General features: G+C 39.3%; 14 protein-coding genes. 10 read left to right on the top strand and 4 right to left on the bottom strand.

Going from position 1 to position 14,362, the window contains the following annotated elements; genetic code table 11:
• The first annotated feature begins 1 nt into the window (after position 1).
• Complete coding sequence (locus BO219_RS04655) at positions 2 to 484, top strand: cell wall elongation regulator TseB-like domain-containing protein (RefSeq protein WP_226373761.1); 483 nt, start codon at positions 2 to 4, stop codon at positions 482 to 484.
• Positions 481 to 1,665, top strand: a complete 1,185-nt coding sequence (locus BO219_RS04650; RefSeq protein ID WP_077428588.1) for a pyridoxal phosphate-dependent aminotransferase — start codon at positions 481 to 483, stop codon at positions 1,663 to 1,665. The genes BO219_RS04655 and BO219_RS04650 overlap by 4 nt, the downstream gene beginning before the upstream one ends.
• Before the next feature lie 38 nt (positions 1,666 to 1,703).
• On the opposite strand, the gene BO219_RS04645 is transcribed toward BO219_RS04650, so the two are convergent.
• Complete coding sequence (locus tag BO219_RS04645; RefSeq protein ID WP_077428587.1) at positions 1,704 to 3,236, bottom strand: coiled-coil domain-containing protein; 1,533 nt, start codon at positions 3,234 to 3,236, stop codon at positions 1,704 to 1,706.
• A 192-nt stretch (positions 3,237 to 3,428) separates the two neighbouring features.
• Between BO219_RS04645 and BO219_RS04640 the strand changes: the two genes are divergently transcribed.
• Both BO219_RS04640 and BO219_RS04635 read left to right on the top strand, forming a co-directional pair.
• Entirely contained in the window at positions 3,429 to 4,058 is a 630-nt protein-coding gene (locus tag BO219_RS04640; RefSeq protein WP_077428586.1) for a BMQ_0737 family morphogenetic spore coat protein, read from the top strand.
• A gap of 98 nt (positions 4,059 to 4,156) precedes the next feature.
• Complete coding sequence (locus BO219_RS04635; RefSeq protein WP_019417589.1) at positions 4,157 to 4,735, top strand: hypothetical protein; 579 nt, start codon at positions 4,157 to 4,159, stop codon at positions 4,733 to 4,735.
• A 39-nt stretch (positions 4,736 to 4,774) separates the two neighbouring features.
• Here the strand turns inward: BO219_RS04635 and BO219_RS04630 are convergent, their stop codons facing one another.
• Positions 4,775 to 5,254 carry a hypothetical protein gene (locus BO219_RS04630; RefSeq protein ID WP_077428585.1) on the bottom strand — a complete coding sequence of 160 codons (480 nt, stop codon included), beginning with the start codon at positions 5,252 to 5,254 and terminating at the stop codon, positions 4,775 to 4,777.
• Positions 5,255 to 5,628: 374 nt separating this feature from the next.
• Here BO219_RS04630 and asnS point away from each other — a divergent pair, with 374 nt between their 5' ends.
• The 4 genes from asnS (at position 5,629) to BO219_RS04610 (ending at position 8,819) form a co-directional block, all read left to right on the top strand.
• Positions 5,629 to 6,921, top strand: coding sequence for an asparagine--tRNA ligase (asnS, locus tag BO219_RS04625; RefSeq protein WP_077428584.1), 1,293 nt, complete (start codon positions 5,629 to 5,631; stop codon positions 6,919 to 6,921).
• A gap of 67 nt (positions 6,922 to 6,988) precedes the next feature.
• Positions 6,989 to 7,660, top strand: coding sequence for a DnaD domain-containing protein (locus BO219_RS04620; RefSeq protein WP_077428583.1), 672 nt, complete (start codon positions 6,989 to 6,991; stop codon positions 7,658 to 7,660).
• A 13-nt stretch (positions 7,661 to 7,673) separates the two neighbouring features.
• A complete protein-coding gene (nth, locus tag BO219_RS04615) occupies positions 7,674 to 8,324 on the top strand; it encodes an endonuclease III (RefSeq protein WP_006319512.1) in 651 nt (216 codons plus the stop codon).
• Complete coding sequence (locus tag BO219_RS04610) at positions 8,325 to 8,819, top strand: YpoC family protein (protein WP_006319513.1); 495 nt, start codon at positions 8,325 to 8,327, stop codon at positions 8,817 to 8,819. It begins immediately after the preceding gene.
• 25 nt (positions 8,820 to 8,844) lie between these two features.
• Here BO219_RS04610 and BO219_RS04605 read toward each other — a convergent pair whose 3' ends face one another.
• Together BO219_RS04605 and recU are read right to left on the bottom strand one after the other, a co-directional pair.
• A complete protein-coding gene (locus tag BO219_RS04605; RefSeq protein WP_077428582.1) occupies positions 8,845 to 11,448 on the bottom strand; it encodes a penicillin-binding protein 1A in 2,604 nt (867 codons plus the stop codon).
• 15 nt (positions 11,449 to 11,463) lie between these two features.
• A complete protein-coding gene (gene recU / locus BO219_RS04600; protein WP_077428581.1) occupies positions 11,464 to 12,063 on the bottom strand; it encodes a Holliday junction resolvase RecU in 600 nt (199 codons plus the stop codon).
• Between the two features lie 166 nt (positions 12,064 to 12,229).
• Here recU and BO219_RS04595 point away from each other — a divergent pair, with 166 nt between their 5' ends.
• Together BO219_RS04595 and BO219_RS04590 are read left to right on the top strand one after the other, a co-directional pair.
• Positions 12,230 to 13,975, top strand: coding sequence for a SulP family inorganic anion transporter (locus BO219_RS04595; protein ID WP_077428580.1), 1,746 nt, complete (start codon positions 12,230 to 12,232; stop codon positions 13,973 to 13,975).
• Positions 13,972 to 14,316, top strand: coding sequence for an ArsR/SmtB family transcription factor (locus BO219_RS04590; protein WP_077428579.1), 345 nt, complete (start codon positions 13,972 to 13,974; stop codon positions 14,314 to 14,316). Before BO219_RS04595 ends, BO219_RS04590 begins: the two co-directional genes overlap by 4 nt.
• The last annotated feature ends 46 nt before the right edge of the window (positions 14,317 to 14,362 follow it).

The following is a 14,362-nucleotide window of genomic DNA, read 5'->3' as shown; positions in this document are numbered from 1 at the left end:
AATGAAGAAGGTTTTGATTGCCTTCGTATGCTTGTTGTTTACGGCGTTATTTTTATATATCGACGCATATAGTGATGCGGTATCATCTAAAAACGAAAGTGAACAACGTGCGATGAAACAGGCAGAGAAACAAGGGATCATCCATATCGATGACGTATATACGTACCGAGGTAGCGATGTATACGTGATCGTCATAGGAAAAAATGACGAAGGTGAACAAATGATTGCATGGGTGACAGAAAAAGGGAAAATTGTCGATGTTCGAAAGGCTTCGGAAGGTATTACGAAACAACAAGCGCAATCGTCCATTAAAACGTATCATCCGAAAGAAGTCGTATCAGTGAAATTAGGAATGGAAAAAGGGATCCCGCTATGGGAAATTACATATATTGACGAACGAGACCGTTATTCGTTTTATTACGTTCGTTTTGAAGACGGGGCCTTTTTGAAAAGATATCATTTTGCGAGGGGGAAGGATTCATGAAGTTAGCGAAGCGCGTCGCATCATTAACGCCATCATCAACGCTTGCCATTACAGCGAAAGCGAAAGAATTAAAAGCAGCAGGGTACGATGTCATCGGGCTTGGCGCTGGCGAACCAGATTTTAATACGCCGCAACATATTATGGAAGCGGCTGTGAAAGCGATGTATGATGGGCATACGAAATATACGCCATCTGGTGGATTAGCGACACTCAAGCAAGAAATTATTAAAAAATTTCAACAAGACCAGCAACTCGACTATAAACCGTCAGAAATTATTGTATGTGTCGGAGCGAAACATGCGCTTTATACGCTATTTCAAGTCATTTTAGACGAAGGTGATGAAGTCATTATCCCAACGCCATATTGGGTGAGTTATCCTGAACAAGTAAAACTAGCAGGTGGCATCCCTGTTTACGTGGAAGGGCTCGAAGAAAACGAATTCAAAATCACGCCGGAGCAATTAAAACAGGCGATTACAAATCGAACGAAAGCGGTCATTATTAACTCGCCAAGCAATCCGACGGGCGTCATTTATACGAAAGAAGAGTTGCAGGCGCTCGGTGAAGTATGTGTAGCCCACGATGTTCTTATCGTTTCTGATGAAATTTATGAAAAGCTCGTTTATGGCGGACATGAGCACGTTTCGATTGCCCAACTTTCACCGGAATTGAAAAAACAAACGATCATTATTAACGGCGTGTCGAAATCGCATTCGATGACGGGATGGCGCATTGGTTACGCAGCAGGAGATGCCGAGATTATTGGCGCTATGACCGATTTGGCAAGCCATAGCACATCGAATCCAACATCGATTGCTCAATACGCCGCAATTGCTGCATATAGCGGGCCGCAAGAGCCAGTTGAACAAATGCGTCAAGCGTTTGAACAACGTTTAAATATTATTTACGAGCGTTTAATTCAAATTCCAGGGTTTTCATGCGTGAAACCACAAGGTGCATTTTATTTGTTCCCAAATGCAAAAGAAGCAGCAACAATGACTGGATACGAACATGTCGATGCGTTTGTCGAAGCGTTGCTTGAAGAAGCGAAAGTCGCACTCGTTCCAGGTTCAGGATTTGGTGCGCCAAACAATGTGCGTTTATCCTATGCAACATCACTTGATTTGTTAGAAAAAGCAATCCAACGAATAGAATGGTTTATTAGTGAGAAAGTAAGATAATCAAACGAAAGGGAGGAAAGTATCCTCCCTTTTCGAGTTTATGGCTTTGTTAGTTTTACTCTCTCAAATAAAGCAAGCAACCATGATCTTTTTCTCTCATGAGTGGTTTCGCTTTCAGTGTTTATGTTTTCACTTTCTTCGTTTAGCTGTAATAGCGTTTGAGAAGAGTTTTTTTTATCTAACATATTTTTTAAGTCCGTTTTTTCAAAAGTATAATCCGTTCTAGGAATAGTTAGATTTAGGATAGGTTCTTCGGACACAGTATCAAAGGGGGGTTCGAAGATAAATTCGATAGTATCTTCTGAATTCTTTGATAATGAGTTGAGCACATCAGAAGAAGATACATTTCTCACGTAATATTCAGTAGTTGGCAACGTTAAATTAGATAATTGTTCGTCGTCGTCCTCTTTGTTTTTAGACCGAATATGTGTTATATTGCTCTTATCGGTATTTTTAGGTTTTATTTGGTTTAGTTTCGACGGAGATGGTTGATTTTTTTTTTGTATGGGTGAAACGACAATCGGTTGGTTTGTTTCATTGCTGAACTGTTGAAGCTTCAAAAAACTGTTCGTAGGTGGAGTTGTTTTTGCCTCAGAAAAACCAGTCGTATCTTTTTCTCGCTCTGTTTTTTCTGTATTTGATCCTTTTTTTTGTTTGGAGAGCAGTTGAATGACATGCATTAACATCTCTTTCATCTCATTTATATCTGGGGTTGTATGTTCCTCTTTTTTCTTTTCAGCGCACTCAGTTAATTGTTTTAATTCAGAGATTTGATGTGCAATTTTTTCAATACCAGTAGAAAAATGAGCTGTTTTTTCAAAAAGGTTTTCAATTTCAATATGTTGGTGTGAAACTTTTTGCTTTAAATTGATAATATCATTTTGATTTTTTTGTTGCTCTTTGTCTAACCCGTTTAACATCGTTTCGAAGGTAGATATTTTATCTGCTAATGATTGCATTGCTTCTTTTAAAAGTTCAGTTTCTTCTTTTTGATTTGATAATTTTTTACTTATTTCTTCAACATGCCCTAATATTTTTTCGCCGCTTTTTTTAGAGAAATCATGTTCTTTTTCCATACTGTTAATCCTCTCCATGAACGATATAATAATTGATCGCAAAGAATGATGGTCTGCTAATTGGTTCTGATACTCATCTATTTCTTTCCTTAATGTGTGTGCTTGCTCCGTAATAATCTGCTTTTCATTTTCAAATTGATAATAAGTATCAAAAAAAAGTTGAATGCTTTCCTCAATTTTATCTAAATATCCCTTTAAATCTGAATAATATTCTTTTGTACTACTTTGTAATTGGGAATAACTATCCTTTATTTGTTGCACTTCGTTAATTAATTGTTTCATCTCATGTTTTTGGTTTGTAATTAGTTCGTTGGATTTTTTAAAAATATTTTTTAAGTTATTATTATCCGTTTTTAATTGATCGATTTGTTTATTTATATCAGCGAATTGTTGTTCAATTTGCATGGAAGCGATAATGGTTTTATATTTTTCTAATTCAGACTTTAAGTGAATGATTTTTTGTTCGAGCTGAATAGACTTGCTTTCTTTGTTCATGTTCTCACCACCTTTATCATTCATTCGTTAAAATTGTATGCATAGGGAATTTAAAGTTTGACTGCGTGATAAAAATAATTTGGTTAAATAAAATGCATCTACAACTGAAAATAGGCGTTTGTTTTGGCACGCCTTTAAGTAAATGGCATAGTATAGAGTAGTCTTAAAAAATGATGAAAGGAGATTACGCTAATGCCGATTAATTTAGAACAGTTTGCCCAAGAATTTAGCCCTGAGTGTATTCAAGTATGTAAAGTTTATGATTGGACAACAAACGTTATATCACTTACTCAAGAACTCACATTTACTTTTCCTGAAGGATCTCTTCCGCTAACAATTTCTCAAGTTAATTGTGCAACTACTCTTTTAGAATGTGTAGAAGATGGGCCAAGACGAGATATTGAGTGTGTGGTTGGAGATGAACGTGTAACATTACAAGTTGTTACATTAAGTAAGACGATTCAAGTTATTTTAGAGGTGACAGGGACAACAACAACAGGTACGCAAACAACGGTAACGAGTAATCCAACATTAATTACAACGAGTGAAGAAGTCATTCTTTGTGCACCTGAAGGAACAACAGTATGTTGTAATGCTACACAAAATACGTTCAATACTTGTCGTGTTGGCTCTTTTACAAGAAATGGCAATACAATAACAGCTACAGTACTCATTCGTGTATGCCAAAATATCGTTGTAACGTTTGAAGTTATTTTGGAAGTAGCAGCTAAGTTTTGTCAACCTCGTCCGAAAATTGTTTGTGAAGAAGAGTGTTCAGTTGATGTATTTCCACCACAATGTCCATCCATTTTTCCAATGTGATAAAGCATGAAAACAATTAGAAAAGGGGATTTTTCTCCCCTTTTCTTCATACATATGGGAGAGAAACATATTTTTATGTTGTAGGGGAGAGAGGAAGAATGAAACATTTATTTGAGGACATTGAAAAAAAAATGCGCGTATTGGAACAAGAGTTTCAATTGGTCAATAAATTATTGTACGAAATGAAAAAAGAAAAGAATAACAATTATCCCTCATCTATTCAAGCGATTTCGTACTTTACTTATTCATTTATGTTACCAAGAAGAGAAAGCAAAGATGGTATGGTAATAGGGAATTTTATTATCCGTAATATGGGGTCTATCCCTCTCGATAATCCAGTCATTTGTTTGAAAATGATTCCAAAAGAGTATACAGGATTAACAGCAAAATTAGGGGAGCATGTTTCATACGATCGTCGAATAAATCCCTTAGTAATGGAGGCTTGGCAATACATTGATGAAAATGCAGAACGTATTGCTGAAGAAAATGGAGAGTTTTGGATAAAACCTATTCAAATTCGTCAGATTAAAGAAGGGGAGCAACTCGCATTTGCTAATTTCCAAATTAAGTTAAGGTTTTCAGATGAAATCAATGCTTACAAAATATATGGTTTTTTTTATTGCACACAATTTCCAAAAGGAATAAAATCGCTTAATGATATTATTATTCATGGATAATAAAATCGGCTGACTCGTACATGAGCCAGCCGATTTTTATTACGCTTCTCGAACGACAAGAGCATTTAAGGCGCGAGTTTCTGCGGCAATAGCAGTTGCAACACCAGCTATAGCTGTTCCATCAGTTTCAATTACGATACGATAAATGTGTGTTCCAACGCCTGGTACGTCTACCCAAGTAAGGTTCGGGTATACAGTTTCGCTAGTGGCAACATCTATGATAGGGATTGCTAATTCGATATCAAGTGATGCAAGTGTTGTAAATGCTCCTCCATTTGTCGAGCGTTCTAGACGATAAGTAATACCAGTTAATGTAGTAGCTGCGGCGGCTATGGCTATTGTGATATCTAGTTCAACCATGGAATCTAATTTTACTTCATCTCCGCTAAGCGTAGTGATTGGCTCAAGGCGAAGCACTTCAGTTGGGGTAATAGTTGCTACGATAGGAACGTCTAAATCTGTTGTAGATTGTGTCCAAAACAAACGAGGAAATAATCCTCCATTACATAAGCAAGCCATAATATTACCTTCCTTTCAAATGTTTTATGCTTTCGCATCTATTTATAGTAAATGATATATATAGGAAAAATGTTTCGGTCAAATAACTATTGAATCACACATTTTTTGATTTTATATAAATTTTTAGGTTATCTATTCCTTGTTGGTTTAACTAAGTCGCCTCCGCTTTTCGGATTGTCTAGCTCGGCTCGCAACGCCTTCTGGAAAATAACCTTCCTCCGTCGAAATGCAAGCATTTCTCGTCGGAAGAACATTTTCCTTCGGCGTTAGACGCTCGCCTCCGCTTTTCGTTCTTGCTTGATTTTTTGTCGAAAGGTATAATAAGAACTATGTACATAGCATAGTTTTCGAAGATTTGTTGGAGGGACTTGTACGTGAAAACAACAATTGCTGAAGTAAGTAAATATGTAGGACAAGAAGTAACGATTGGTGCATGGCTTGCGAACAAACGGTCAAGTGGAAAAATCGCTTTTTTACAATTGCGTGATGGCACAGGCTTTATTCAAGGAGTTGTGGAAAAAGCGCAAGTGAGCGAAGGTGTATTTCAGGCGGCAAAAAGCATCACGCAAGAAAGTTCACTCTATGTCACAGGTGTAGTGCGTGAAGATGCACGTTCACCGTTTGGATACGAGCTTTCCGTCACAAACATTGAACTCATTCACATGGCTGTTGATTACCCAATTACACCAAAAGAGCATGGCGTTGAATTTTTAATGGATCATCGTCATTTATGGTTGCGTTCGAAACGTCAACATGCGATTATGAAAATCCGCAACGAAGTCATTCGTGCGACGTATGAATTTTTCAATGAAAACGGCTTTGTCAAAGTCGATCCACCAATTTTAACAGGAAGTGCGCCAGAAGGAACGACGGAATTATTCCATACAAAATATTTTGATGAAGATGCATACCTTTCTCAAAGCGGCCAGCTATATATGGAAGCGGCAGCGATGGCGCTCGGGAAAGTATTTTCATTCGGTCCAACGTTTCGTGCTGAAAAATCAAAAACGCGCCGCCATTTAATTGAGTTTTGGATGATCGAGCCGGAAATGGCGTTTTATCAATTTGAAGATAACTTACAAGTCCAAGAACAATACGTATCCCATATTGTGCAATCGGTATTAAAAAATTGTCAGCTCGAGCTGAAAACGCTCGGACGCGATACGTCTAAATTAGAAAACGTAAAACCGCCATTTGCGCGCATCACATACGATGAGGCGATCCAACTTCTTCATGAGAAAGGATTTGACGACATTCAATGGGGCGATGACTTCGGTGCGCCACATGAAACAGCCATTGCGGAAAGCTTTGACAAACCAGTATTTATTACACATTATCCAACGACATTAAAGCCGTTTTATATGCAGCCAGATCCAAACCGTCCAGAAGTTGTTCTTTGCGCGGATTTAATCGCTCCAGAAGGATATGGTGAAATTATTGGCGGTTCAGAGCGTATTCACGACTATAATTTATTAAAACAACGGTTAGAAGAACATCAGTTATCGCTCGATGCGTATAAATGGTATTTAGAACTTCGTCAATACGGCTCTGTGCCACATTCAGGTTTTGGACTAGGACTTGAACGAACAATTGCTTGGATTTGTGGCGTTGAACATGTTCGGGAAACGATTCCGTTTCCGCGTTTACTCAATCGTTTATACCCATAATGATGAAATCCCCCGTGCTCACATGGGGGATTTGTTTTATGATATAATAGGGCGTGAGGTGTTTGACATGGATAATGAAATGATTCGTTTTTTTCGTGAAGGAAGTGTGGCAATTCCAAGGTTATTGTTAACGAGCTATAAAACGCTTGGGTTAAATGAAACAGAGTTTATGTTACTGTTACACATTCATTCGTTTCTTGAACAAGGCATTTCATTTCCAACCCCAGATGAAATCGCTGCACGCATGACCATTTCATCTGAAATGTGCATGCAACAATTGCGCAAGCTTGTGCAAAAAGGATTTTTAGCCATTGAAGAACGAATGGATGATAACATTCGTAGTGAATGCTATTCACTCGATCCGCTTTGGGAAAAACTTATTCGTGCTGTTTTTCAAGAACAAAAACAAGAAGAAGAGCAAGAAGAACAATTGTACACCGTTTTTGAACATGAATTTGGCCGTCCACTTTCCCCGATGGAATGCGAGACGTTAGCGATGTGGATGGATCAAGATGAACACGATCCGATCATCATTAAAGCGGCGTTACGTGAAGCTGTACTATCAGGAAAACTAAATTTCCGTTACATTGATCGCATTTTATTCGAATGGAAAAAGAACGGAATTAAAACGATCGAGCAAGCGCAACAACATGCGAAAAAGTTTCGAAAAAACCAGGTGAAACAAGATCAACCGTATAAACCAACCGTTCCGATTTATAATTGGCTTGAACAGTCGTAGAAAGGATGGTTACATGTTAACGAAGCAACAAATTCGCTACTGTTTAGATGAAATTGCAAACATGTTCCCAAACGCGCATTGTGAGCTCGTTCACCGCAATCCGTTTGAGCTATTGATCGCTGTTGTATTATCGGCGCAATGTACTGATGCGCTCGTTAATAAAGTGACGAAGCAACTATTTGAAAAATATAAAACACCAGAAGATTACGTCTCTGTTCCGCTAGAAGAGCTTCAACAAGATATACGTTCGATCGGACTATATCGGAATAAAGCGAAAAATATTCAACAACTATGTCGTATATTAATTGAACAATATAGCGGAGAAGTGCCAAAAAATCGCGATGAATTAATGAAGCTTCCAGGCGTCGGACGGAAAACAGCGAACGTCGTCGTATCGGTTGCATTCGGTGTTCCTGCGATTGCTGTTGATACGCATGTCGAACGTGTCAGCAAACGACTTGGCATTTGTCGTTGGAAAGATTCTGTGCTAGAAGTAGAAGAAACGCTAATGAAAAAAATTCCGAAAGAAGAATGGTCGGTGACCCATCATCGCCTTATTTTTTTTGGGCGCTATCATTGTAAAGCGCAATCACCAAAATGTGACGTTTGTCCATTGCTTCATCTTTGTCGCGAAGGAAAAAAACGGATGAAAGGGAAGAGGTAAATGATCGTTCCAAAATTGTTTCAACATCCGCTCTTTTTTTCGGCCGATTTCATTGATGATATCCATACGTTTCAACCGTTCCCGATGATGATGAAGCACGTGCCATTTTATTACGATATAACGCAAAAAGAAGAGCCTTGGCAACAAAAAGAGCAGTCGCTTCCTGCCATATTTCAACTTTGGGAAGAAGAAAAGCGTGAACTCGCCCCATTGTTTGCAGCGCGTCAAGCGAACGAAGCAAAAGAGGGGATCGTTCGGGGAATAAGCTACTTTTTATGTGCGTTACATTGGCTCAATGAACGAGCAGTAAGCAACGTATACGAATGGGAAAAGGAAGTTCAGTCGCTCCCGCTTCGTCCGTTAAATGTTGTGGATCGGCTTTCGTTTATTTTCGTCCGTCCTACTCTTCACCATTCTTTCGTCCAATTAGATGAACTATTTACCGAGCTTATGAAGCTATTTTATAAACAAATGGCTCAACAAAAAAGAGACTGAGCGCGTTCTCAGTCTCTTTTCTTACTTATTGATTATTCGTTGTTCCACCGCTATTTCCATTTCGTTGTTGATTGTTCGTTCCCGACGAGTTTGTTGATGAATTGTTATTCGGATTTGTTGGATTTGTCGGGTTTGTTGGTGTTCCCGGATCGCTCGGATTTGTTGGCGTCTCTGGATTGCTTGGGTTTGGCTCGGTCGGGTTTGTTGGCGTCTCCGGGCTTTCTCCGTTTCCCGGTTGTTCCGGTGATTCATTTTCACTCGGTTGTTCCGGTTCTTCTTTCGGAATTTGCACAAGTGCTGTAGCAGGTGCGCTTTGTGTGCCATCTGCTGTGACGACGTATACTTCAAATAAGTACACCGAACCTTCTTTTGCCTCAACGGTTAGTTGTGAATCTTTTGTTGTTGCAATAACGGTCGGTTTACGACCATCTACTGTCTGTCTTACTTCAAACGACACATCTTTTTCAGGATCGATCGTGTATGACCACGATAACGAAATCGTTTGTGTCGCTGGATCGTATTGTGCTCGTAAGTCTTTTACCGGTTCGACGACTTCTGGCTTATCTTCAGCTACTTCTGTCGGTTCTTCATAACCGCGCACGAAATATTCGTACGTAATTTCATTTTCTGGCGTATATTCATTTGCTAGTTTCGGCGGATTCGTTCCTTTTTTCACCGCCAGTTTCACGACGCTTTTCGGTTGTTTAAAATCGCCACCACTGCCGTCATCGACGTGGGAAATGACGCGTTTAAACAACTGCTTCGCATATTGTTGTTCAGGTCTAGATAAATATGCTTCGCTACTTTTTTTACTAAATCCTGTCCAAATGGCAGCCGTATAGTTTGGCGTATAGCCAACAAACCAGCTATCAGGTACAGCGCCTCTTGCAAGACCGTATTTGCGCCGATCTTTTTCATCGTAGTTCGTCGTTCCTGTTTTTCCGGCAATATGAAGTCCTGGCACGTTTGCTGCTGTCCCTGTTCCAGATTGAACGACCGTTTTTAACATATCGGTAATCATAAACGCCGTATAGTCTTTCATCGCCACCTTTGGTTCTGGACGAAGATCCATCTCCGTTCCGTCTGGAAACACAACTTTTTTTACGGCATGTGGTTCAATGTAAATGCCACCGTTTCCGAATGCGCTATATGCACCGGCCATTTGGAGTGGAGAGACGCCTTTGCCGACGCCACCAACCGCATATGCTTCATGCATTTCTTCAAAGCCCATGCCAAGCTTGTTCGCAAACTGTTTTGCTCGCTCTAAACCGACTTCTTGAAGCGCTTTTAAGGCAGGGATGTTTCGGGAACGAGCAAGTGCTGTTCGCATCGACATTTGTCCTTCATATTTGCCGTCCCAGTTTTTAATCGGTGTTCCATCAGAATATTGATACGGTTCATCTTTTAGTTGATGATACGTTGACCATTTTAAATATTCGATTGCAGGACCGTAGTCAACAATTGGTTTAATTGTCGAACCAGGCTGTTTTCGTGTATCCGTTGCATAGTTAAATCCGAACGTGACACCTTCTTCTTTTTTCCGACCGCCGCCAAGCGCCCGAATTTCGCCTGTTTTCGTATCTACGACCGCAATACCAGCTTGAAAATCAGCTTTATTTGTACGAATGACTTCATCGGAATTCAATAAATTCTCTACATATGATTGAGCGTTCGGATCTAACGTTGTATAAATGTGCAATCCAGCCGTAAACACATCAAGCCCTGTTTTTTCTGTTACTTCATCGATCACTTGATCAACAAAAGAGTCATACGGAATATCGCTTTGTTGTTTATTTTCTGTTAATAGCGATTGTACAGGCACTTTTTTTGCTTCTTCTGCTTCTTCTTTCGAAATAAACCCATGTTTCGCCATTAGCGATAGCACCGTATTGCGACGCTTTTCGGCCGCTTCTGGATGCGTAAACGGATTGTAGTTGTTCGGGCTTTGCGGAATGCCGGCGAGCAATGCCGCTTCAGGAAGCGTTAATTGCGATAAATCGCTTTTTCCGAAGTACGTCTCTGCCGCTTTAGCAACACCGTATGATCGGCTCGAGTAATAAATTTTGTTTAAATACATTTCTAAAATTTCATGCTTTGAATATTTTTGCTCTAACCGAATCGCAAGCCATAATTCTTGCACTTTCCGTTTTAACGTTTTTTCAGGTGTTAAAAAGGAAAGTTTGACAACTTGTTGCGTAATTGTACTTCCACCTTCAGCACCAAATCCTTCACGAATGTTCGCTAACACTGCACCGAAAAAGCGCACAACATCAAACCCGTGATGTTCATAAAAGCGGGCGTCTTCTGTTGCAAGCACCGCTTCCTCGAGCACTTTTGGAATATCGTTATACGATATATAAATGCGCTTTTGTTGACCGAGTTCTACTACTTTTTGCCCGTTGACGTCGTAAACAATCGAAGCCAAAGGATCTCGCAACAACGTTTCATCAAGTGGCGGTGCATCTTTAATCATCCATGCAAATGTAACGACGCCTGAAAACATTCCGATTGTCATTATGAGCAACATAATAAGCACAATTTTTTTCATCATCGAACGCCCTCGTTCACGCGGACGTTGTTTCTTTTGTTCCGCTTGTTTTCGTTCTGTTCGTGAACGATAATTCGCCATATCGTTCCTCCTATTCTAAAAATATAGTTTGTCTACAATTTGAATATAATCGATTCGTGGGTGATAGCCAAGTGGAATGAGATGCCCATGTCGTTCCACTTCCGCTTTTGTCATCGACTTGCGCCCCCCTTGTTGCTTGCGCTCCCAATATTCAAGAAGGTGATGTGCATCGAACAAATATGTTTCATCGAATGTCGTGAAACGCAAAATCACGAAGCAAATCGCTCCGTGGGCTAACACTTGTTTCATATGTTCGATTTGATGTTCATGAAAATTTTGAAGCGGAAACGATGTACGATTTCGTGTTTCCTTCGCTTCAAAGTCAATGTATTTCCCACGGTATATGCCATTATAGTCCGTCGTGGACGGTTGTTTAAAGTACGCTTCTTTAATGACAGCAGCGCTCCGTTTCGGATAATCGACGCGTACAATTTGTATTGGCGTTGGCTTTTTATGAATGACGGCAATACCTTGAGCTAAGTAGTAGGCGTTTGTTTCATTTAAATCCGCCTCTAGCGTCATTCCGCGATTCCCATACGTATCAGAAGCAGAGGCGTGCAACGTCTGTTCATTTTCTTTTTTTTCATACGCTCGCCCATTCGGATATTTAAACATATCATCCCCCCTTGAATGTTCAACATTATACCATATGTTTCGTCCGTTCGTCATTTTCATGAAAATTAGAAAAAGAAAGAGGCTTTGACAAGAAGGTGAGAAAGTGATATAAATATTTCGTATATATGTATATTCAAAAATTTGAATATATAAAGAGGGTGATTTTTTGGAGCGGTTTCATGGATACACCATGGCTCATTTTCAAAAAGATTTATTATCAGGATGTATTGTAGGTGTTATTGCTTTACCCCTTGGGATGGCGTTTGCGATTGCTTCAGGTGTAAAACCAGAATATGGAATTTATACAACTATTGTTGCAGGGATTCTTATTTCTCTTTTCGGTGGATCCAAGTACCAAATTGGAGGACCGACTGGGGCATTTATTCCTATTTTATTAGGTATTGTATTAACATACGGATATGAAAATTTACTTGTTGCTGGTTTTTTATCAGGCATTATGCTTGTATTATTTGGGGTTTTTCGTCTAGGCTCATTGATTAAGTTTATTCCGCGCCCTGTGACGATCGGCTTTACAGCGGGAATTGCCGTTATTATTTTTACCGGACAAATTCCTAATTTTTTAGGATTAAATGTAAAAAAACATGAAGCGTTTGTCGACAATATGAAGGAAATATGGATGCATCTTAATGATGTAAATATATATAGCGTCATTATCGCATCCATCGGGCTTGTCGTTCTTTTATTTGCACCAAAAGTTGCACCGAAAATTCCAAGCCCATTATTAAGTTTAGTTGTTTCAAGTTTATTTGCTTTTTTCTTATTCGAAAATAAAGTCGCAACCATCGGCTCTGTTTATGGGGAAATTCCGAATACACTTCCGCATATTTCGGTTCCTCATTTCACACTAGAGAACATATATGAAATGATCAGACCAGCTTTTGTTATTGCGATGCTTGGTGCGATTGAATCTTTGTTATCGGCGGTCGTTGCTGATGGAATGACAGGAGAAAAGCATCATAGCAATCGTGAATTAATCGGTCAAGGAATAGCTAATATAGTCACTCCTTTTTTTGGTGGAATTCCTGCAACGGGTGCAATTGCACGAACAGCAACGAATATTAAAAGCGGAGCAACATCACCATTGTCCGGTGTGATTCATGGTATTGTCGTCCTTATTATTTTACTTATTTTTTCTCCGTATGCCTCACATATTCCGTTAGCGAGTATGGCGCCGATTTTAATGATTGTCGCTTGGAATATGAGTGAACGTAAAGAGTTTATGCATGTACTAAAAATGAAATCAGCCGATTCCATTGTACTTGTCATTACATTTATTTTAACCATTTTTGTAAATTTGACTATTGCGGTGGAGGTAGGACTTATTTTAGCCGTACTGTTGTTCGCGAAAAGGATGACAGATGTATTTCGCGTACTAAAAGTATTACCAGATGAGCGAAAGAAAAAAGTAAGTCCAACTATGGTTGAACAAGGGAGAGATTGTCCACAAATTAGTATATATACAATTGATGGCCCGTTGTTTTTCGGTGTGGCTCAAATGTTTGAACAATCGATTATGGCGACAATACACCACACGCCACGCGTTCTTGTTTTACGTATGGGTAAAGTGCCATATATAGATCAAACAGGAGAAGCGAATTTAGCAAGTTTAATTAAACCTTTCCAAGCAAAAGGCGGAGTTGTTTTTATCTCTGGTATACAACAACAACCGAAAGAGATGTTAAAAAGATCTGGATTATATGATACAATTGGCGCAGAAAACTTTTTTGAACATACAGGTGAGGCACTTCAAGCAGCTTTCTCACACATTAATCGAACGCAATGTTTCGGTTGTAAACATTATGCATTTTCAGAGTGCCGTCAGTTATGCCATATGTCAGAAGAACAGATGGTCAACCATTTCAAAACCGAATATGTTGGAGGAAGCAAATGAACCTAGAATTACAGCAATTTAAGGCAGAGTTTTTTAAGGCTTTAGCTCATCCATTGCGCATTCGTATTTTAGAACTATTAGCGGAAGGGGATAAAAACGTTAACGAACTACAAACGTTGATCGGGGCAGAAGGATCTGCCGTATCCCAACAACTGAGCGTATTACGTTCAAAAAACATTGTGTATGGAACGAAAGATGGTAATCGAGTCATTTATTCATTGCGCGATCCAATGATTGTCGATTTGTTACACATTGCAAAACAAATTTTTAATAACCATTTAATTGATGCGATCTCTATGTTAGATAAAATGAATGAAGAGAAAGAGACAGGGGGAGTGTAATCCCCTGTCTCTTTTATGTAGAAGGACGGTCCGGGCCTTCTAGCTT

The organism is Anoxybacillus kestanbolensis (genome assembly GCF_001996285.1).
In the GTDB taxonomy this organism is placed as follows: Bacteria; Bacillota; Bacilli; order Bacillales; family Anoxybacillaceae; genus Anoxybacillus; species Anoxybacillus kestanbolensis_A.
The sequence above is the reverse complement of the archived record's forward strand: the minus strand, read 5'-3'. Positions and strand labels throughout refer to the sequence as shown.